Origin of the sequence: Glycomyces amatae (assembly GCF_020991375.1) — a bacterium.
Lineage (GTDB): Bacteria > Actinomycetota > Actinomycetes > Mycobacteriales > Micromonosporaceae > Glycomyces > Glycomyces amatae.
The window spans coordinates 94797-115274 of record NZ_JAJLQZ010000003.1 but is presented as its reverse complement, the minus strand read 5'-3'; the positions used below and the strand labels follow the sequence as shown (position 1 = coordinate 115274).

Annotated in this window: 19 protein-coding genes; 9 read left to right on the top strand and 10 right to left on the bottom strand. The window is 72.6% G+C overall.

Annotated elements, in window-relative coordinates; translation table 11 throughout:
- Positions 1-212 precede the first annotated feature (212 nt).
- From LO763_RS05760 to LO763_RS05740, 5 genes are read right to left on the bottom strand one after another with little or no spacing between them, the layout of a single operon-like run.
- Positions 213-668: a MaoC family dehydratase gene (locus LO763_RS05760; protein ID WP_230601014.1), complete on the bottom strand. Its 456-nt coding sequence runs from the start codon at positions 666-668 to the stop codon at positions 213-215.
- The gene (locus LO763_RS05755) at positions 665-2146 is read right to left on the bottom strand and encodes an acyl-CoA synthetase (RefSeq protein ID WP_230601013.1); all 1482 of its coding nucleotides are present in this window, start codon (positions 2144-2146) and stop codon (positions 665-667) included. Before LO763_RS05755 ends, LO763_RS05760 begins: the two co-directional genes overlap by 4 nt.
- Positions 2147-2150: 4 nt before the next feature.
- Complete coding sequence (locus tag LO763_RS05750) at positions 2151-3023, bottom strand: amidohydrolase family protein (protein WP_230601012.1); 873 nt, start codon at positions 3021-3023, stop codon at positions 2151-2153.
- Positions 3020-3937: an SDR family oxidoreductase gene (locus LO763_RS05745; RefSeq protein ID WP_230601011.1), complete on the bottom strand. Its 918-nt coding sequence runs from the start codon at positions 3935-3937 to the stop codon at positions 3020-3022. Before LO763_RS05745 ends, LO763_RS05750 begins: the two co-directional genes overlap by 4 nt.
- A complete protein-coding gene (locus LO763_RS05740; protein ID WP_230601010.1) occupies positions 3937-4770 on the bottom strand; it encodes a PaaX family transcriptional regulator in 834 nt (277 codons plus the stop codon). Before LO763_RS05740 ends, LO763_RS05745 begins: the two co-directional genes overlap by 1 nt.
- Positions 4771-4878: 108 nt before the next feature.
- Between LO763_RS05740 and LO763_RS05735 the strand changes: the two genes are divergently transcribed.
- Positions 4879-6171 carry an MFS transporter gene (locus tag LO763_RS05735; RefSeq protein ID WP_230601009.1) on the top strand — a complete coding sequence of 431 codons (1293 nt, stop codon included), beginning with the start codon at positions 4879-4881 and terminating at the stop codon, positions 6169-6171.
- 101 nt (positions 6172-6272) lie between these two features.
- Positions 6273-7577 (top strand): extracellular catalytic domain type 1 short-chain-length polyhydroxyalkanoate depolymerase, encoded by a 1305-nt coding sequence (locus LO763_RS05730; RefSeq protein WP_230601008.1) that lies wholly within the window; start codon positions 6273-6275, stop codon positions 7575-7577.
- Between the two features lie 76 nt (positions 7578-7653).
- Here LO763_RS05730 and LO763_RS05725 read toward each other — a convergent pair whose 3' ends face one another.
- The 3 genes from LO763_RS05725 to LO763_RS05715 form a co-directional block, all read right to left on the bottom strand.
- On the bottom strand, positions 7654-8415 hold the full coding sequence (locus LO763_RS05725) for a DinB family protein (RefSeq protein WP_230601007.1): 762 nt from the start codon (positions 8413-8415) through the stop codon (positions 7654-7656).
- Positions 8416-8565: 150 nt separating this feature from the next.
- A complete protein-coding gene (locus LO763_RS05720) occupies positions 8566-8769 on the bottom strand; it encodes a helix-turn-helix transcriptional regulator (protein WP_230601006.1) in 204 nt (67 codons plus the stop codon).
- Positions 8766-9188: a hypothetical protein gene (locus tag LO763_RS05715; RefSeq protein ID WP_230601005.1), complete on the bottom strand. Its 423-nt coding sequence runs from the start codon at positions 9186-9188 to the stop codon at positions 8766-8768. The genes LO763_RS05720 and LO763_RS05715 overlap by 4 nt, the downstream gene beginning before the upstream one ends.
- Before the next feature lie 104 nt (positions 9189-9292).
- Here LO763_RS05715 and LO763_RS05710 point away from each other — a divergent pair, with 104 nt between their 5' ends.
- From LO763_RS05710 to LO763_RS05690, 5 genes are all read left to right on the top strand, one after another.
- Complete coding sequence (locus tag LO763_RS05710) at positions 9293-9475, top strand: hypothetical protein (RefSeq protein WP_230601004.1); 183 nt, start codon at positions 9293-9295, stop codon at positions 9473-9475.
- 161 nt (positions 9476-9636) lie between these two features.
- On the top strand, positions 9637-10302 hold the full coding sequence (locus tag LO763_RS05705; protein ID WP_230601003.1) for a GAP family protein: 666 nt from the start codon (positions 9637-9639) through the stop codon (positions 10300-10302).
- 155 nt (positions 10303-10457) lie between these two features.
- On the top strand, positions 10458-12407 hold the full coding sequence (locus tag LO763_RS05700) for a hypothetical protein (RefSeq protein ID WP_230601002.1): 1950 nt from the start codon (positions 10458-10460) through the stop codon (positions 12405-12407).
- A gap of 20 nt (positions 12408-12427) precedes the next feature.
- Positions 12428-12760, top strand: coding sequence for a hypothetical protein (locus tag LO763_RS05695; protein WP_230601001.1), 333 nt, complete (start codon positions 12428-12430; stop codon positions 12758-12760).
- Positions 12757-15246: an Hsp70 family protein gene (locus LO763_RS05690; RefSeq protein WP_230601000.1), complete on the top strand. Its 2490-nt coding sequence runs from the start codon at positions 12757-12759 to the stop codon at positions 15244-15246. Before LO763_RS05695 ends, LO763_RS05690 begins: the two co-directional genes overlap by 4 nt.
- Before the next feature lie 208 nt (positions 15247-15454).
- Here LO763_RS05690 and LO763_RS05685 read toward each other — a convergent pair whose 3' ends face one another.
- Both LO763_RS05685 and LO763_RS05680 read right to left on the bottom strand, forming a co-directional pair.
- Positions 15455-16492 carry a LacI family DNA-binding transcriptional regulator gene (locus LO763_RS05685; RefSeq protein WP_230600999.1) on the bottom strand — a complete coding sequence of 346 codons (1038 nt, stop codon included), beginning with the start codon at positions 16490-16492 and terminating at the stop codon, positions 15455-15457.
- 237 nt (positions 16493-16729) lie between these two features.
- The gene (locus LO763_RS05680) at positions 16730-18445 is read right to left on the bottom strand and encodes an RICIN domain-containing protein (RefSeq protein WP_230600998.1); all 1716 of its coding nucleotides are present in this window, start codon (positions 18443-18445) and stop codon (positions 16730-16732) included.
- A gap of 248 nt (positions 18446-18693) precedes the next feature.
- Between LO763_RS05680 and LO763_RS05675 the strand changes: the two genes are divergently transcribed.
- Positions 18694-19635, top strand: a complete 942-nt coding sequence (locus tag LO763_RS05675; protein WP_230600997.1) for a carbohydrate ABC transporter permease — start codon at positions 18694-18696, stop codon at positions 19633-19635.
- A gap of 9 nt (positions 19636-19644) precedes the next feature.
- Positions 19645-20460, top strand: a complete 816-nt coding sequence (locus tag LO763_RS05670) for a carbohydrate ABC transporter permease (protein WP_230600996.1) — start codon at positions 19645-19647, stop codon at positions 20458-20460.
- Positions 20461-20478: the final 18 nt, after the last annotated feature.

Sequence of the window (20478 nt, the reverse complement as noted above, 5' to 3'; positions counted from 1 at the left end):
ACCGATTATCCCGCCCTCGGCCGCGCTCCGGGGCCGACTCGAATTTCGCGCCGCGAACCGAGCCCGCCGCCTCCGGGCGGATCGGACGGCTTCGGCGAGCGGCACCGCATCGACGGGCGGCGTCGTCGACCGGTGAAGCAGGACTCCGGCAGCATCCGCCACGTGCGAGGGCCTCGGCTGCGATCGGCCCGCCGCCGAGCGCCTGCCGGCCGTCATCGGTAGTAGCGGTAGACCGCCTGCGCGACGCAGGCCGGTTTGGCGCCGTGTTCGATCTCGACGGTGAAGTCCACGCCGAGCTGGGCTCCTCCTCGGACCTCCGTCGCGTCGGCCACCTCGGCGTGCAGGCGGATCCGGTCGCCGACCTTCACCGGGGACGGGAAGCGCACCCGGTTCAGCCCGTAGTTGACGCTCGCGGTCACCCCGTCGATCGCCAGGAGTTCGCCGAACATCGGGATGACCAGCGAGAGCGTGAGGTAGCCGTGGGCGATGGCGGCGCCGAACGGTCCCGCGGCGGCGCGCCGGGGGTCGGTGTGGATCCACTGGTGGTCGTCGGTGGCGTCGGCGAACCGCTGCACCCGGTCCTGGTCGACCACGCGCCATTCGGTGCGGCCGAGGTCGGTTCCGGCCAGCGCGACGATCGCCGCGACGCCGTCGGCTCGATGGCTCATCGGTGCTCCTTTCTGAGGATGTCTCGGATGATCTTGCCCGCGGGGGAGCGGGGGAGCGCGGCGGTGAACACCACCGTCTTCGGGATCTTGTACCCGGCGAGCCTGCCGCGCAGGAACGCCAGGAGCGCGGGTCCGTCCGGGCGGGCCTCGGCGGCCGGGACGACGATCGCCTTGCCGACCTCGCCCCAGTCCGCGTCGGGGACGCCGATCACCGCGCAGTCGGCGACGCCGGGATGCTCGCGCAGCGCCAGTTCGACCTCGGCGGGGGAGACGTTCTCGCCGCCGGAGATGAACACGTCCTTCGCCCGGTCCACGATGGCGATGTAGCCGTCGGCGTCGGCGACGGCGATGTCCCCGGTGCGCAGCCATCCGTCCGCGACGGCGGCCGCGGTCTCCTCCGGTCGGCCCCAGTACCCGCGCATCACGTTGGGGCCGTGCGCGATGACCTCGCCGCGCTCCCCGGCCGCGACCGGCCGCGCCCCGGGGTCGACCACCTCGACGTCGGTGAAGAAGTGCGGCACGCCCGCCGTCCCGGCCTTGCGGGCGCTGTCCTGCGCGGGCAGGAAGAGCACGCCCGGCGAGGCCTCGGTCATGCCGTAGCCCTGGCTGAAGACGACGCCCCGGTCGAGGAAGGCCGCGATGGTGGGGGCCGGCACGGGGGCGCCGCCGCAGGTGAGGCGCCGCAGGCTCGACAGGTCGGCGCCCTCCCAGGCCGCGCAGCGGGCGATCGCGTCGAACATGACCGGGACGCCGAACACGTAGGTGACGCGGAGCTCCTCGACGAGCCGCAGCGCGCGGTCGGGGTCGAAGGCGGGCTCCAGGACCACGGTGCCGCCCTTGAGGAGCGTCGGCAGGCAGGTCATGTTCAGGCCCGCGGTGTGGAACAGCGGCGCCGCGCACAGCGTGACCTCGTCGTGGGCGAGGTCCATGTCGACCAGGACGTTGACCGCGTTCCAGGTGAGGTTGCCGTGGGTGAGCAGCACCCCCTTGGGGCGGCCGGTGGTGCCGGAGGTGTACATGATGACGAACGGGTCGTCGAGGGCCACGGCCTCGTCGATCGGGGTCGACGGCGCGTCGGCCAGCAGCGCCTCGTAGCCGAGCGGGCCGGGGTCGCCGACGTCGATCGTGCGGCGCGCGGTGCCCGCGGCCCCGTCGCCGCGGATCAGCACGGCGCTGCCCGAGTCCTCCAGGCAGTGCTCGAGCTCCGGCGGGGCGAGGCGGGTGTTGAGGGGCACGACGATCGCGCCGAGGACGCCGCCGGCGAAGAGCGTCTCGAGGAGCGTGTGGTGGTTCGGGCCCAGGTAGGCGACCCGGTCGCCGCGGCGGACGCCGAGGGTGCGCAGGGCGTGGGCGAGGCGGTGGACCCGCTCGTGCAGCTCGGCGTAGGTGAGGCGGCGGCCGGGGCCTATGACGGCGGTCCGGTGCGGGCTCTTGCGGGCCCGGCGCGCCGTCCACGATCCGATGCCGAAGTCGCGCAAGGCCTCACCCCGTTCCCAGCCCGAGGAGGCGCGCGGCGTTCTCCTTGAGGATCAGCGGCCGCACCTCGTCCTTGAGGTCGAGCGCCGCGAAGTCGGCCAGCCACCGGTCGGGGGTGAGCAGGGGGTAGTCGGAGCCGAACAGCACCTTGTGCTTGAGCAGCGAGTCGGCGTAGCGCACGAGCAGCGGGGGGAAGTACTTCGGCGACCACCCGGACAGGTCGATGTGGACCGAGGGCTTGTGGACGGCGACGGCGAGCGCCTCCTCCTGCCACGGGAAGGACGGGTGCGCCAGGATGATCGTCAGGTCCGGGACGTCGGCGGCGACGCCGTCGAGCAGCATCGGATCGGAGTACTTCAGCCGGATGCCGCCGCCGCCGGGGAGCCCGGCGCCTATGCCGGTCTGCCCGGTGTGGAACACCGCGGGGAGCCCGAGTTCGGCGATGGCCTCGTACACCGGGTAGAACCGCCGCTCGGACGGGTCGAACGCCTGGAGGCTGGGGTGGAACTTGAATCCGCGGACGCCGTGGTCGGCGGCGAGGCGCCGGACCGCCCGCACCGCCGCGGCGCCGCGCCAGGGGTCCACGCTGGCGAACGGGATGAGGACGTCCGCGTTGCGCGCGCACGCGGCCGCGACCTCCTCGTTCGGGATCGGCGGGCGGCCGGTGGCGTGCTCGGCGTCGACGGTGAACACCACGGCGGCCATGCGCCGCTCGCGGTAGTACGCGGCGGTCGCGTCGATCGAGGGGCTGCGGCGCCCGTGCGCCGCGAAGTGCGCGCTGGAGGCGTCGAGCAGCTCGTCGGGCAGCGCGGTGCGCCCGTCCTCGCCGATCTCGGCGTGCACGTGCACGTCGACGGCGGTCAGCTCCCCGACGTTCACGACCCCTCCTGCGGCGCTTCGACGGCGGGCACGCCCACCGTCTCGGCCCGCGGCCCGAACACGTGGGGCCACACGGACGCGATGCCGTCGGCGGTCCAGCCGCCGTCGCGGCACGCGGCGACGGTCTCCTGCGGGTGGGACCACAGCGAGAGCCGGTCGCCCCCGAGCCCGACGGCCTGCCCGGTGATCGCGGCGGCGGCGTCGGACATGAGGAACACCGGCAGCGCCGCGACGTCCTCGGGGACGCCGAACCCGGCCCCGGCGCGCAGCCATGCGGGCAGGGGCCGGCCCTCCTCCTCCCAGGCGCGCGCGTACGGCTCGAACACGGGGATCGTCCTGGTCATCGCCGTGGCGGCCACCGGGATCACGGCGTTGACCGCGATGCGGTCGCGCGCGCACTCGGCGGCCCAGGTGCGCGCCATGCCGACGATCGCGGCCTTCGCGGCCGAGTAGTTGGTCTGGCCCACGTTGCCGCGCTGCCCGGCCGGGGAGCCGACCACGATGATCCGGCCGCCCTCGCCCTGGGACCGCATCCGCCGCACGGCGGCCCGCACGCAGGTGAACGTCCCCCGCAGATGGACGTCGACGACGGCGTCGAAGTCCTCGTCGGACATCTTCCACAGGATCCGGTCGCGCAGCACCCCCGCGTTGGTCACCAGGCCGTCGAGGCGTCCGAACGACTCGAGCGCCGTCTCGGCCAGCATCTCCGCCGTCGCGGCGGAGCCGACCGCGCCGGGCGCGGCCACGGCCCGCCCGCCCGCCGCCTCGGCCTCGGCGGCCACCTTCGCGGCGGCCTCCGCGTCCGCGTCGTTGACGACCACCGAGGCGCCCGCGGCCGCCATCGCCAGCGCGTACGCCCGGCCCAGCCCCCGTCCCGCGCCGGTGACGATCGCGCTCTTGCCGCTCAAGTCCATCAGTGGTCTCCTTCGTCCGCTTCGGGGGTGGTGTCCAGCGCCGCGAACGCGATGGCCCGGGCCCGGGGCTCGAGCTCGGCGTGGAGGCGCCGGAAGAGGCGCTGGGCCCGCTCGGCGGGCCAGTCGCCGGGCAGGTGCTGCACCGGCAGCCGCGGGTCCTTGCGCAGCAGGTGCAGCCACTCGGCGGTGAGCAGCAGCTGCCGGGCCAGCGGGTCGGCCGAGTCGGGGCCGGTCGGCTCGGGCGACCAGCGCTCGATGAACCGGAGGTAGTGCTTGGCGAGCGCTTCGAGGTCCCAGGCGCTCTCGACGAGGTCGCGCACGTCGGTGGGGGCGAGCGCGCGGGCCTCGAAGAGCTTGACGTGCTCGGCCGCCTCGACGCCGGCCAGCAGCGTGTCCGCGTCGACGGGGGAGGGGGCGATCCACAGCCCGCCCTGGAGGCTGCCGAATCCGGCCCACATGAGCCGCGAGCGCAGGAGGTGGCGCCGGCTGCGCTGCGATTCGGGGACGGTGAACCCCAGGAGGGTCCAGGTGCCGTCCCACCGGTCGTCCACGACGCCGTTGCGCCAGATGCGGACCTCGCCGTCGTTGAGGATGCCGCGGGACCGCGGTGTGAGCCCCAGGTAGACCTTGCGCCCGTGCCGGTGCCGCCGCAGGAGCCCGTGCTCGGCCATGCGGCTCAGCGCCGACCTGGCGGCCGGCTCGGCCACGCCGACGCGGGCGAGCACCTCGACGACGCTGCCGGTGGCGACGCGCACGCCCCGGCCGAGCACGTGCCCGCCGAAGAAGGTGAGCAGCAGGCCCTGGGGGCGGACCTCCCCGTTGTCACTCGTCATGGAATCAGTATATGCAAATCCTTGACTGTCGTCATGTATTTACATAGATTAATTTAAAGGGTCCGGCCGTCCGACCGGCCCCCGCCGCAACCCCACCGGAGGCACGCCATGTCTCGGACCGAACCGGCGACCGGCCCCCAGCTCCGCCGCGCCGTCATCTCCAGCTACCTGGGCAGCCTGATCGAGTTCTACGACTTCCTCCTCTACGCGACCGCCGCCGCGCTCGTCTTCAACAAGGTCTTCTTCTCCGACATGGACCCCCTGGTGGGCACCGTCGCCAGCTTCGGCACCCTCGCCGCCGGCTACCTCGCCCGGCCGCTCGGCGGCATCGTCTTCGGGCACTTCGGCGACCGCCTCGGCCGCAAGCGGATGCTCGTGGTCACCATGGCGACCATGGGCGCAGCGAGCACCCTCATCGGCCTGCTGCCCACCCACGACCAGGTCGGGGGCCTCGCGCCGCTCCTGCTCGTCGCCCTCCGCGTCGTCCAGGGCATCGCCCTCGGCGGCGAATGGGGCGGCGCGGTCCTGCTCTCGGCCGAGCACGCCCCCTCCCGGCGCGGACTGTGGGCCTCGTTCACCAACGCGGGCGCCCCCAGCGGCATGGTCCTCTCCACAGTGGTCCTCGCCCTGGTCGCCGCCGGCACCACCGAGGCGCAGTTCCTCTCCTGGGGCTGGCGCCTCCCGTTCCTGCTCAGCGTCGTCCTGCTCGCGCTCGGCCTCTTCGTGCGGTCGCGCGTCGCCGAGACCCCCGTGTTCGAAGGCGCCGCCCCCGAGGCCGCGGAGCGCTGGCCCCTGCGCGAAGTCCTCCGCAGGCACCCCAGGAACCTGCTCCTGGCCGTCGGGATCGGCTTCGGCGTCTTCGTCGCGCAGTCCACGCTCACCGCGTTCGCCGTCGCCTACGCCGTCGAGGCGGGATTCCCGCGCGGCACCGTCCTCAACGCGCTGGCGCTCTCCTCGGCGCTGGCGGTGATCGCCATCCCCGCGTACTCGGCCTGGTCGGACCGGATCGGCAGGCGGCCGGTCGTCCTCGCCGGCGCGCTGGCCATGGCGGCGTTCGCCTTCCTCATGTTCCCGATGATCGACACCGGATCGGTCCTCATGCTCACCCTCGCCGTGGTCGTCGGCCAGGCCGTCGTCCACCCGATGATGTACGGCCCCCTGGCCGCGCTGTACAGCGAGATGTTCGCGACCCGCACCCGCTACACCGGCGCCTCGCTCGGCTACCAGGTCTCCTCGACCGGCGCGGGCGCCTCGCCGCTGGTGTTCGCCGCGATCCTGGCAGGCGGGGCCCACGTCGTCGTGCTCTCGATCGTGATCGCCGCGTGCTGCCTGCTCACCGCGGTATGCATCCGCGCGGCCGACGAGACCCACCGCAGCGACCTGTCCCGGACGACCCGCTGACACCGCCGCTCACATCTGTATCGATCGTCGCGTATTCGACGAATGAACCAGTCGAGACCCCCTCACTTCCGCCTCGGCGCGACAGTCAGGAGCACCTCCAAGTGAAACGAACCAGAACCGCTTTCGCGGCCGTCCTCAGCGGACTGCTGCTCATCGCCGCCGGGGTCGCGTTCGCGCCCTCCGCGGCCGCCGCCTCCCTCCAGGAGGTGACGAATTTCGGCGACAACCCCGGCGGCCTGCGCATGCACGTCTACGTGCCGGACGCCCGGCCGTCCGAGCCGGCGATCCTGGTCGCCATGCACGGCTGCGGCGGGTCCGGGACCGGCTTCTACTCCGGATCCGAATTCGCCTCGCTGGCCGACCAGTACGGCTTCATCGTCGTCTACCCCACCGCCACGAAGCAGACCGCGATGGGCAACTGCTTCGACGTGTGGTCGGACGCGTCCAAGACCCGAGGCGGCGGCAGCGACCCGGCATCCGTCGTCTCGATGGTCGAGTACGTCGAGGACCGGTACGGCGGCGACCCCGACCGGGTGTACGTCACCGGGAGCTCCTCGGGCGGCATGGAGACCAACGCGCTCCTCGCCCTCTACCCGGACGTGTTCGCCGCCGGCTCGGCGTTCATGGGCGTCCCCTTCACCTGCTTCGCGAACGAGGCCGACTTCCCGCCGCAGACCAGCCGCTGCGTCAGCGGCGGCATGGACCGGACCCCGCAGTCGTGGGGCGACTCGGTCCGGCAGGCCTACCCCGGCTACAGCGGCCCGCGGCCCCGCGTGCAGCTCTGGCACGGCAGCCAGGACAACCTCGTCCCCTACCAGCTGCTCCAGGAGGCGGCCGAGCAGTGGACGAACGTGTTCGGGCTGAGCCAGAACCCGACCTCCACCGACCGGCCGCAACCGAACTGGGAGCGCAAGCGCTACGCCGACGCGAGCGGCACGGTCCAGGTCGAGGCCATCACCGCCGAGGGTGCGGGGCACGCGCTCCCGCAGTCGGGCATGGCGCGGCTCGCCATCGAGTTCTTCGGACTCGACCAGGGCGACCCCGGCGGCACGACCCCGCCTGAGGAGCCCACGACCCCGCCCGAGGAGACCACGCCGCCGGCCGACGGCGAGTGCACCGCCGTCGTCCGCGTGGTCGGCGACTGGGGTTCGGGCTGGCAGGGCGACGTCGACGTCACCGCCGGCTCCCGCCCGCTCGACGGCTGGACGCTCACCTGGACCTGGCCCGGCGGCCAGTCCGTCTCCAGCAGTTGGAACGCCGAGGTCACCACCGCCGGGTCGACGGTGACCGCCCGCGACGTCGGATGGAACGGCACCGTCGCGGCCGGCCAGACCCGCAGCACCGCCTGGGGGTTCATCGGCTCCGGCGCGGCCGCCGCGCCCGCCGTGACCTGCACGGCGAGTTGAGAGCAGTACCGTTCGCCCGGGCCCCGGTCATCCGGGGCCCGGGCGCCCGCGACGCGGGAGGCCCGCCGCGGCCCCTTCAGCGGGACTCCAGGACCGCCAGGTCGCGCAGGGCGAAGCGGCGGTGCTCGCAGTGCTCGTTGAGCACCACCCGGAGGCACCTGCCGACCGGCAGGGTCACCGCTCCCCAGGTCGGGGCCGGCTCGGCGGTGACGACCCGCTCGAACTCCGCTTCGGTCAGGCGCTCCACCGCGTCCCTCATCATCGCCGCGCGACCGGCGCGGACCTCCGTGATCTCGTCCCAGGAGGGCCGCGCGTCGCGGTCGAGGCCGAGTCCGCGGGCCGCCTCGGCCGGGTAGTCGCCGGTCGGCAGGCCGATCCGGTGGAACGGCCGGGCCTCGCCCCCCGCCATGCGCCCCACCCAGATGTCGGTGGCGAAGACCAGGTGGCGCAGCGTCTCGGCGAAGGACCACTCGCCGTCCACCCGCTCGTTCCGGGCCGCCTCCGGCAGCCGCTCGGCGCGGGCGATCGCGTCCTCCCAGAGCCCCTCCAGGAGCGTCCACACCGACCGGAAGTCGTCCGGCGTCCGAGCCGCCCGCAGCGTCACGCGTTCGGGGTGGCGCCGGTCGAGTTCGTCCTGCACGAAACCGGTGACGTCGACGTCGTTGACCACGAGCCGGTCGATCTCGCCGGCGTGGCCCGACACGCGCAGCTCGGGGATCGCCGACCCGGTGACGCGGACCCGGCTCAGATCGCAGTCGCGGAACACCGCCTCCGTCAGGTCGACGGACTGGAAGACCGCCCCGCGGAAGGCGTCGGTGTGCTCGAATCTCGCTGTCATCACGCCTAATCCCGTTGTGCCGCAGTGTGAATGAAGAGGACAGAGTGTCGTATGGAGATTGTATCGCTCACGGCGTCGTCCGCGCTCTCGACCGCGCGCCCAAGACCGCTCCCGAGCCCTGCCCGGCGGTCGATTCGAAGACCCGCGGGCCTACTCCTCGCCCTGCTCGTCGGTGAACAGGTGCTCGATCGGCATGCCGAACAGCCTGGCCAGGCGGAACGCCACGGGCAGGCTCGGGTCGAACTTCCCCGTCTCGATCGCGTTGACCGACTGCCGCGAGACGCCGATGCGCCGGGCCAGGTCGGCCTGCGTCCAGGAGCGTTCGGCCCGGAGCTCTGCGATGCGGTTCCTCATCGGTACCTGATCCAGCCGACGGCGACCGCGACGATGTAGACGGCCCCCAGGAGCACAGGGAAGAGCGCGATGTCGAGGTCGCGGGCGATGAGGCCCGCGGCGTCCGCCGCGATGTAGGCGAAGCCGGCGACCCAGCCCACCCCGAGGGCGACCGCCAGCGAGTCCTGCGTGATCTTGCGCCACAGGTCGTCGAGCGCTCGGAGGTAGCGCGCGAAGGAGACGATCCAGGCGGCGCCGACGAGGACGTTGGCGCCGACGGCGACCCAGCTCGCCGCGGGCGAGGCCTGCCCGTCCCACAGCAGCTCGGGGCCGAGCCGGGCCGCGGCGAGGGTCGCCGTCCAGGCCAGCGTCCAGAGCGCGAGCCGCGCGGTCGCCCTGTTGGAGCCCTGATATCTCGTGGCCGCGTCATGAGTCGCCATCGATGTCCTCCTCGCGTCGTCGAGTCAAGTACGCTTGACTTCAATTCGATGAGTCAAGCATACTTGACTCGACGACCGTTCCGACACCCTTCACGGAGGCGACGATGGTCCGCTACAAGGCGCAGAACAGGATGGTCAAGGCGGTGCTCACCGCCAAGGACGAGGACAGGATCGCCGAGGAGACGATCCAGCCCGTCCTGGACGAGGGCGCCGGGAACGGCTGGACGCTCCACTCGTTCCAGTCCACGCCCGCGGGGCTCGTGTTCATCTGGGAGCTGCCCGACTGACCCGCAGGGGCGCCGCGCCCGTCCGGCGGGGTGAGCGCGCCGCCGCCCGCGGGCTCGGCGATACCGTGGGCTGCGGCGAGTGCCGCAGTTCAGGAGGGATCGCGTATGGGATGCGACAGGGGCGGCTCGACGGAGCGCGCCGTGGCGCGGGTCGATGCCCGGTGACGGCCGGACTGCTGTGGGGCCTGACGGGCCTGGCGCTGCTGGACTCGGTCAACGCCGCCACGATCTGGATCGTCATCGTGATCCTGCTCGGGGCGAAGCGCCCCGCGCCGACCGGCTGGGCGTTCATGCTCGGCGCGGCCGCCTCGTTCCTGGCCCTCGCCCTGGCGTTCTACTTCGGACTGTCGTTCGCGGAGTCGGCGCTGGAGGGGATCGCACTGTGGCTGCGCCGCCTGCTGTTCGCCGGCCTGGCGGCGGCACTGGTCGTCGCCGGCGTGCGCAGGCTCAGGCCCCGGGAGCGCCGAGACCGCACACTGCCGCCGTGGGTGAACGTCTGGAGCGCGCTGCCGTTCGGGGCGCTCGCCACGCTCGGCGACCTCCCCAACGCCTTCCCGATGCTCCTGGCCGTCGAACGCCTCGTCGACGCCGATGTCGCGGCCGCGGCCGCGGTGGCCGTCCTCGTCGGCTACACCCTGGTCTACGCGGCGCCGTCGGCGCTGATCCTCGCGGCGGGCCTGGCGTTCAACGAGGAGCTGCGCGAGCAGCTGGAGTCGATGCTGGGCGGCCGCGCCTCCGGGACCGCCGGACCGAGCCCGAAGGCGGCCGCGGCCTGCTTCGCGGGGGCCGCCGCGAGCCTCGCCGTCCTGCTCCTGTGGGTCGGCTGAACCGGCCGACGGACCGGTTCCGGTGCGAGCGGCCCGAACACCCGCCCTGATCCGATGGGGACCGTGAACCGGCGCCGCCGCGTCCTTCCGGGACCGGTCCCGGTGGAGCCGTGGGACTCTCGAGCCGTACGACGACGCGGCGGAAGGAGGCGGGCATGCCGGTCGGGCGAGAGGAGGAGCACGAGGCGGTACCGGCCGTGTACGGGACCGCGGACCTGTACCGGCGCAACGCCTTCCGGCTCAGCGGCCTGCCGGTGGACGCGACGCTGCGGCAGGTGCGGCGCCGGACCGGCGAGATCGAGGCGGCCCGCCGCCTCGGCGAGCGGCCCGCGGGACCGGCGGGGCCGTTCGCGGTCAGCCCGCCCCCCGGTGCCGACGAGGTCCTGGAGGCGTTGCAGCGCCTGAGCGACCCGCGCCGCCGCCTCGCCGAGGAGTGGTTCTGGCTGTGGCCCGTCGACACAGGCACCGGGCACGGCTCGGACCGGCAACTGCGGACGGCCTGGAACGAACTGGTGCGGACGAAGTCCCCGGACGCCTCCGCGGCCCTGCACAACCTCGCCGTCACCGCGCACCTGAACGCGCTTGAGACCGCCGACGGCGGCAAGGGCGTCCACACCGCCTGGAAGTCCGCCTACCGGCGCTGGCGGCAGGTGCTCGCCGACGAGGGCTGCCGGGCGTGGATCGAAGCGCGCGTGGAGGCCGCCGCGGACCCGCGGCTCAAGGCCGAGGCGGCGGCCCGGCTCCGCCGGGAGCTGCCGGACCTGCTGCTGGCCAGCCACGCCTCCCTCATCGCGGGGCTGATCAAGCGGCCGACCCGGTTGCGCGCCCACCTCGGCGCCATGCGCGAGTCCGGGTTCGACCGGGACCGGGTCGACCGGGCGCTCCTGCACGCCGTGAAGCCCCCGGTGGACCGGTTGCGCGCGCTGGTCGACCGCGCGAAGAGCCCGGAGTTCGCCGCCGAGCCGTACGCGCGGGCGTGCCTGTCCGTACTCGACGCGTCGACCGCCGACCTGAACGCGCTCCGGGCCGTGCTCGGCGCCGACCACCCGGTGGTCTCGGGCATCACCGACGGCCTGGCCTCGGGCATGCACCGCTGCGTGATCGCCGGGGCGAACCGGGCCTCCATCGCAGCGGGCGATCGGGGCGCCGAGTACGAGCGGGCGGCCGACTGGCTCGACAGGGTCGCCGCGGTCGCGGCCGCGGGCCACGTGCGCCGCCAGATCGACGCCGACATCGCGACGCTGCTGAACAACCAGGTGGTGGCCGTCTGCAACGCCGCCATGGAGAAGCCGAAGGGCGCCGGCCGCACCCTCGCCGCGCACGCCCGCCTCGTCGAGGACACGCGGCGGCCGCTCGAACGCCTCCGCAAGCACGACCGGAGCGCCTACGACAAGGTCTGCGACGAGGTCGCCGGGTCCGCGCTGGTGATCCTCGTCGACTACGCCAACGGCCGCATCCGGTCCGGCGCCGACGTCGCCGCCGTCCTCCCCGGACTGGAGGAGGCGCTCGAACTGGCGAAGGACCCGGACCTGGAGCGGCAGATCAGGCAGGCCGTCCGGGACATCGAGCGGATCGCCCGCCCCGCCCCGCCCGCGCACCGGCCCTGGGAGGCCTCCTCGGCGGAGGCGGACCGCATACTCGCCGGGCTGCGCGGCGCCGACGCCCAGGACCCCTTCGCGCCCTGGCTGCCGAACTGGCAGCGGGACGCGCAGCCGCGGTACGCGGCCTGCGCGTGGTGCGGGCGCGGCACCGAGTCCACCAGGACGATCGACCTGAGCCGCTACTCGCAGGGCGTCGGCGAGCACCGCTCCGCCGTCGTCCCCTGCTGCCCCGCGTGCGGCCGCATGCCGCTGGCGACGGGGCCCTTCTCCCGGGCGAGCCTCGGCATCTCGATCGTCGCAGTGCTCATCCTGGTCGTGAACGTCGCGTTCACCGACCTCACGATCACCGAGCCGCCCCTGACCGGCTGGTGGCGGCTCCTCGCCGTCGTGCCCCTGCTGCCCGTGCTCTACGCGACCCGCCGGTACCTGCGCCAGTGGCTGCTGCGCCGGAACGTGCCCGAACTCGACCAGTGGCACCGCGAGGGCTGGAACATCGTTCGCTGACGACCAAAGGAGGTCCACCAATGCCGGTCGAAGTCGACGAGCGCCCGCTCGCCGAACTGGCCGCCGCCGTATGGCGGCTGCACCGCAAGGTCCAGGACGGACCGCTGCACCGCCACGTCCTCGGCGTGGGCGACGCGCTCGCCGCCCTCGGCGTCCAGATCCACGAGTACGACGGCCTGGCCTACACCGCCGGCCTCCAACTGCGGGTCCTGGCCTTCCAGCCGACCGCCGGCCTCGAGGCCGAGCGGGTCCTGGAGACCGTCGGGCCCGCGGTCACCCTGCGCGGCTCCCTGATCCGCATGGGCGAGGTCATCGTCGGCATCCCCGAGGACGCGCCCGGGGAGGACCGATGAGGACCACCATCGACGTCGGCATCGACCTGGGCACCACCAACAGCGCCGTCGCGGTCCTGCGGGACGTGGGCACCGAGGTCGTCAAGAACAACGACAACGACGAGACCACGCCCTCAGCGGTGTGGGCCGACCGGCGCGGGCGCCTCCACGTCGGCCGCGCCGCCCGCGAGCGCAGCGAATCCGACCCCGACCACACCTGCACCGAGTTCAAGCTCCGCATGGGCACCGTCGACCCGGTGAAGACCCTCGCGGGCGTCCCCATGACCCCCGAGATGCTCTCCGCCGAGGTCCTGAAGTCGCTGCGCGCCAACGTGGGCAAGCGGCTCGGCGAGGACGTCCGGTCCGCGGTGATCACCGTCCCGGCCGCGTTCGACCTGAGCGCCTGCGACGCCACCCGCCGCGCCGCCGAACTGGCCGGCCTCCGGTCCGCGCCGCTGCTGCCCGAACCGACCGCCGCCGCCCACAGCTACGGCTTCCAGGCCACCGACGAGAACGCCATGTGGCTCGTCTACGACCTCGGCGGCGGCACCTTCGACGCGGCCGTCATCCGCCTGCGCGAAGGCGAGTTCTCCGTGGTCCGCCACGCCGGCGACAACTTCCTGGGCGGCAAGGTCATCGACTGGAGGATCGTCGACGAGCTGCTCGTCCCGGCCGCGGTCGACCGTGTTCCGGCGCTCGCGGGGCTCTCCCGCGGCGACGCCCGCTGGGCCGGCGCGGTCGCGAAGCTCAAGCGGCAGGCCGAGAACGCCAAGATCGAGCTCTCCCAGTCCGCGACCGCCTGGATCGAACTCGAACTCGAGGACCGGCGCGGCAGGCGCCACGACTTCGAGTACGAGCTGCGCCGCGCCGACGTCGAACGGCTCGCCGAGCCGATCGTCGCCCGGTCGGTGAACCTGTGCCGGGACGCCCTCGCGCAGGTCGGCGTCGGCCCCGCCGACCTGGAGAAGGTCATCATGGTCGGCGGCCCGACCGCCATGCCCTACCTGCGCGAACGCCTCGCCGACCCGGTCCTCGGCCTGGGCGCGCCGCTCGAGTTCGACCAGGACCCCATGACCGTGGTCGCCCGCGGCGCGGCCGTCTTCGCCGGCGGCCAGCCCCTCGACGCCGACCCGGACGCCGCCCCTCCCGCCCCCGAGGCCTACCGGGTCCGGCTCGAGTACCCGCGCGTCAGCCCCGACGTCGACCCGATCGTCATGGGCCGTATCGAAGGCGAAGGCCGGCTCTCGCGCCTCACCGTCGAACTCGTCGACCAGGACGGCGACCCCGCCTGGCGCAGCGGCAGGATCCGCCTCACCGACCGCGGCGGTTTCAGCACCAGCCTGTGGGCCACCCGCGGCAGGCGCCACACCTACGCCATCGAGCTCGCCGACGAGTCGGGGCGGCTCCTGCCGGTCGCCCCGGACCGGCTCACCTACACCGTCGGCGGCGTCGAGGAGGGCCCCGTCCTCGGTACCACCATCGCGGTCGGCCTCGACGGCAACCGCATGAAGCCGATCGTCCCCCAGGGCACCCCGCTGCCGGCCCGACGCGTGGTCTCGCTGCGCACCACCGTGACCGTCCAGCCCGGCGACTCGGGGAGCCTGCTCCCCGTCCCGGTCCTCGAGGGCGTGCACGCCCGCGGCGACCGCAACCGGCGCATCGGCCGCATCGAGGTCCGCGCCGGCGACGTCGCCCGGACCCTGCCCGCCGGCAGCGAGGTGAAGCTGACCGTCGCCATCGACACCTCCCGCCTCATCAGGGCCAGTCTCGAAGTGCCCCTGCTCGACCAGGTCTTCGAGCACACCGTCAACCTCGCCGCCGAGTCCGCGCCCTCCCACGCCGAACTGGTCGAGACGGCCGGCGAGGAGCTCGCCCGCCTCGCCGCGGTCCGCGACCGCCAGCGCGCGGCGGGCAGCCCCCTCGCCGAGATCCACTTGGCGCGCATCGACGACGAGCGGCTCGCCGAGGACGCGACCGCCCTGGTGGACGCCGCCCGCGCCAGCCAGGACGACGCGCTGGCCGCGCACAAGCGCCTGATCGACCTGCGCATCGCCGTCGACGCGGTCGAGGACGAGCTGCGCTGGCCCGAACTGGTCGAGGAGGCCGAAGGCGTCACCGCCGAGATCCGCGACCTGGTCCTGGCCCACGGCGGTGAGTCGGACCGCGAGAACCTGCCGATGTACGAGCGCCGGATCGCGGACGCGATCGAGTCGCGCGACGCGGACCTGCTGCGCCAGCGCCTGTCCGAGCTCCAGGAGTACGCGCTGCGGCTGCTCGACCGCGGACCGGTGCTCCAGACGATGATCTTCACCGACCTCGCGCAGCAGCGGTCCCTGATGCGCAGCCGCTCGCAGGCCGACCGCCTCATCGCCGAGGGGCGCAAGGCGATCGACCGCGGTGAGCCCGAGCGGCTGCGCACCATCAACATGCAGCTCAACGGCCTGCTCGACGACTCCGAGGCGCCGGACCGGCCCCGCAGGCCCTGGAGCGGCGTGAACGACGCCTGACGGCGGGCCCTCACCGGCCGTCTCGTCGACCCGGAAGCACCGCTCGGCCCGCTCGACGCCGCCGCTTGCCGATGCGCCTGTCGGCGCGGCAGGACGTGGAAGACCGCGGTGCCGGGAGGCCGGCACCGCTGCGGTTCGGCGGGCGGCGCCGTCATGCCGCGGTTACGGCTCAGGAGGATCGGGGCGGGCCGTCGCTCCACGGCTCCCGTCAGGCCGCCGGGGCCGGGCCCGTCGAGTCGCGGACGGTGAGGGAGGTCGTCAACTGCAGGTGCCGGGACGCGGGCTGGACGCCCTTCGCCATGGCGAGGACGGTCTCGACCGCCATCCGGCCCATGCCCGTGAGCGGCTGGCGCACCGACGTGAGGCCGGGCGTGGTCCACTCCGTCTGCGGGGTGTCGTCGAACCCGGTGACGGACAGCCGGCCGGGGACGTCGACGCCCAGCTCCTTCGCCGCGGCGAGGACGCCGATGGCGATCTCGTCGTTCCCGGCGACGACCGCGGTCGGCGGCGCCTCAAGGGAGAGCAGGTCGCGCCCGTGCCTGAACCCCGCCTCGACCGAGAACGCGTCGTGGAGGACCAGCGCCGGCTCCGCCGCGAGGCCGGCGGCGTCGAGCGCGGCCTGGTACCCGTGGAACCGCTCGGCCGAGGGCGCCGAGTTCCGCGGCCCCCCGATCCAGGCGATCCTGCGGTGGTCGAGGCGGAGGAGGTGCTCGGTCGCCGAGCGTCCGCCCGCCCAGTTGGTGGAGCCGATGCTCACGAAGCGGTCGCCCGCCGTGCCGATCGGGTCGATCGTCACGACCGGCAGGTCGCGGTCGCTCGCGGCGGCGTGCACCGCGTCGGGCACGGCGACGGCGAGTTCGATGACGCCGACGGCGCCCGACGCCTGCTGCTGCGCGACCCAGTCGCGGGCGGCCTCGGGGCTCGCGCCGACCTGCGGGGACGGCGGCAGGCGGAGTATCAGCTCGGTCGCCGTCCTGGTGGCGGCGGCGAGGATCTCCTGAAGCACGGTCCCCGCGTAGGGGGAGGCCATGAAATCGAGCACGACCACGAGGGCCCGCGTCCGCTCGTGCCGCGGCGTCGTCGACTTGTAGCCGGTCTCGGCGACGACGCCGAGGACGCGTTCGCGGGTGCGGGCCGAGACGTCGCTGCGTCCGTTGAGGACCTTCGAGACGGTCGCCGACGAGACCCCGGCCCGCAGGGCGACGTCCGCCAGGGTGACTCTTGCGGTTCGGGCTCGGTCGCTCACCGGGCTTCCCTCATGTTCGAAAACCTTTCGATATCCGCATCGCCGCATATCAGGATGCGTATCGAATGGTATCCGAGAGCGGAGTGGCGCCGGTATCGACCGAATAGTTTTCGAAGGTGTTTCGAAACGCGCGGCGAGGCCGCGCTGCCGGAGTGCTGCTCCGGCGGCGCGGCCGGACGGTCCTCGCGCCTCCCTCCGCCTCAGGCGGAGGGAGACGCGAAGTCCGCGGTCGGCGCCTCAGGCGAGGGACCACCGCTGGTTGGCCCCGCCGTGGCAGGTCCACAGGAGGACGCTCGCGCCGTCGGCCGTGGAGCCGCCCTCGACGTCGAGGCACAGGCCGGACGCCTGGCCGGTGACGCTGCCGTCCGCACCGATCCGCCAGCGCTGGTTGCTCTGGCCGTTGCAGGGCCAGATGATCACGGGCGTGCCCGCGGTCGTCTGGTTCTCATAGGCGTCCAGGCACATTCGCGTCTGCCCCGAGTACACGCTCAGCTCCCCGTCCGCTGTCGCGGTCCACCGCTGGTTGGCCTGGCCGTTGCAGCTCCACAGCGCCAGCTGGGTGCCCGCGGTCGTGGAGGACTCGGGCACGTCCAGGCACTTGCCGCTCGCGACCGAGCGCAGCTCGCCGCTGTCACCGCCGCCGCCGGGCTGCGCCGGAGTCAAGACCAGGCGGTAGGCGCCGAGGTAGTCCTGGTCGTCGACGGGGATGCCGACGCTGCCGCCGTCGACCTGGAAGTCCCGTGTCCACACGTGGGTCGCGCCGCCGACCGGGGTGGTGCGGCCCGACCCGGGCACGTACTCCAGCGTGGCGCTCACCTGGGACCCGAGGCCGCCGATGCCGTTGACCTGGACCGTGTTGTCCCCGGCTTCGCCCGCGAAGACGATGCTGACCTCTTGCGCGCCGGCGTCGTAGGAGGCGACGGCGTCGTTGTAGGCGGTGGGGTCGACGTCGACGATCTGACCGGACTGCTCGGCGTACCACTGGTACATCCAGTAGGAGGCGGTCGGCCGGTTGTCGTGCAGCAGGCCGTTGAGGGTGCCGGCCTCGTACCAGAACGCGCGCTCGGCGTCGCGGACGCCTTCGCGCTCGAACTGGGCGATGTAGTGGTTGACGCTGCTGGGCACGTCGATCTCATCGGGCGTGGCGTACTCGTTGATCGAGATCGGCAGCGGCCCGATGTTCAGCTCCTCCTCCAGGTCGCGGTAGTCGCGGATGTGCTGGGCGACGCCCTGCCAGCCGGAGAGCTCGTGCCAGGAGATCACCTGGGGCACGGTGCCGGAGGCCTTGGCGGCGGTCAGGAAGCTCCGCATGCGCGACTCGTTCCAGTGCGAGTCGCTGGGGCCCATGATCGGCGTGGTCGCGTCGCCGGCGCGGATGCGCTCGTAGGTGCGCTCCCAGCCGTCGTGCCAGCTGCCGGCCGAGGAGGGCCAGGTCCAGTCCGGTTCGTTCCAGACCTCCCAGGCGGTGACGTTGGTGATGTCGGGCCGGGCCTGGAGGTCGTCGATCATGCGGTCGACCCGGTCGAGCCAGTCGTTCCACCCGAACCACTGGTACGGGAAGCCCGGCAGCGAGTCGGCCATGTCGACGGTGATGTCGGCCCCGGCGGCCATGGCGTTGCCGGCGATGTCGAGCGTGTCGCCGATCGTGTCGGTCTCCCCGTTGGGGATGTGGTCGTGGTTGGGCGGCGGCTGCCGCAGCGTGTTGAGGTTCAAGGGCATGAGCAGCTCTACCGGCGGCTTGTCCGCGGTGGACAGGCCGTAGAGCATGCCGTTGCCCACCTGCGTGACCGGGCGGATCGGAGCGTTCGCGTTCACGACCAGGACGCTCTGCGCCTCGACTTGGGCGTGGGAGGCGGTCGAGGTGGTGAACATGGAGGCGATCAGGGCCAGCGCGGCGGCGAGCACGCCGAGCGCGCGCCCTCGGCGGCGGGTGAGCAGGGGTGGAGCGGTCATCGCGGACTGCCTTTCGACGGGGGTGGAAGAAGACTGTTAGCGCTAACGAAATCTCAGCCTAGAACTCGCGGACCGCTCCGGTCAAGGGCCGAGTCGCATGCATGACGAGTTCATTCACGGTTACTACCTTGAATTACGAGCACATCGCATCGATGAATAAAAATATGATGCTCTGATATTGACGCACCTGGATCGTGAGCGCTAACATTCCTTCGCATCCGACCCCCCTACCCGACAAGCCAGGTGCCATGCAGACCCTTCACGACACCGAGTCGCGCTCCGAGCCCGTGGGCGCGCACCGACCCCTGCGGCGGCGCCGCCGGCGGGAGGCGGTCGAGGCCTACGGGATGCTCGCCCCGAGCATCATCGGCTTCGCGGTCTTCCTCATCGCGCCGATCGCGGTGGTCGCCGTCCTGAGCCTCTACGACTGGAACCTGCTCTCCGACCCCGAGTTCATCGGCCTGGAGAACTACCGCGACCTGGCCGGGGACGAGCGGGCGCTCCAGTCCATCGGCAACACGTTCTACTACGTGCTGCTCAACATCCCCGTCCAGACCGCGCTCGCCCTCCTCCTCGCGCTCGCATTGAACGCGAAGATCAAGGCCCGCAACGCCTTCCGCGTGATCTACGTCCTGCCGTGGATGGCCATGCCGGTCGCGCTCGGCGTCATCTGGCGCTGGGTCTTCGACCCGGCCTACGGGGCCCTCAACCGCTTCCTCGAGGTGTTCGGCGTCGACGGCGCGTCCTGGCTGACCGACTCGGCCTGGGCCATGCCGGTGATCGCCTCGGTCAACGTCTGGCAGTACACCGGCTACACCATGCTGTTCTTCCTCGCCGGGCTCCAGGCCATCCCCGCGCAGCTCTACGAGGCGGCCGACGTGGACGGCGCCTCCGCGCCGTACCGGTTCTTCAAGATCACCCTGCCGCTGCTGCGCCCGGCGATGCTGTTCGTGCTCATCACCAGCGTCATCGGCTCGTTCCAGGTCTTCGACACCATCCACGTCATGACCGCGGGCGGCCCGGCCGGCTCCACCGCGACGCTGAACTACCAGATCTACCTGGAGTCCTTCACCCAGCGCAACGCCGGCTACGCCTCGATGCTCGCGGTGATCCTCTTCGCGATCATCGCGGTCATCACCCTGGCGCAGGTCTCGTTCTTCCGCAAGCGCACCACCTACGACTTCAGCTAGGGGCACCCGATGAAGAAGATCCCGCTCTACCTGGTGCTCCTGGCCGGCGCCCTGCTCTCGGTCGGGCCGTACCTGATGACCATGAACGCCGCGTTCAAGTCCAAGCAGGAGATCCTGACCTCCGAGCCGTGGGCGCCCCCGGCGGACCCGATCCTGTCGAACTTCGCCGAGGTGTGGAGCCGCTACGACTTCGCGACCTTCGTCGTCAACTCATGTCTCGTGGCCGTCGCCGTCACGGTCGGGCAGCTGGTGTTCTCGACGCTCGCGGCCTACGCGTTCGCGAGGCTGGAGTTCCCCGGGCGGGACGCCCTCTTCTGGGCCTACATCGCGACGATGATGGTGCCGCAGATCGTCACGCTGGTGCCGACCTTCATCATCGTGCGCGAACTGGGCCTGGTCGACACGCACCTGGGCCTGATCCTGCCGTTCGTGTTCGGCTTCCTCATGCCCTACGGGGTGTTCCTGGTGCGCCAGTACTTCAAGACCATCCCCGTCTCGATCGAGCAGGCCGCCCGCATGGACGGCGCCGGGACGCTCACCCTCCTGTGGCGGGTCATGGTCCCCATGGCCAGGCCGATCCTGGGGACGCTCGCGATCATCAGCTTCGTCAACACCTGGAACAACCTGCTGTGGCCGCTGATCATCACCCACTCCGAGTCCACCCGGGTCATCACGCGCGGCATCGCCCAGATGCAGTCCCAGTTCAACCAGGAGTACCACCTCATCCTGGCCGCCTCCACCATGGCCCTGCTCCCGCTGGTCGCCGTCTTCCTGGTCTTCCAGCGCCACATCGTCCGCTCCATCGCCCTCAGCGGCATGAAGTGACGACCCCTCGACCGAACC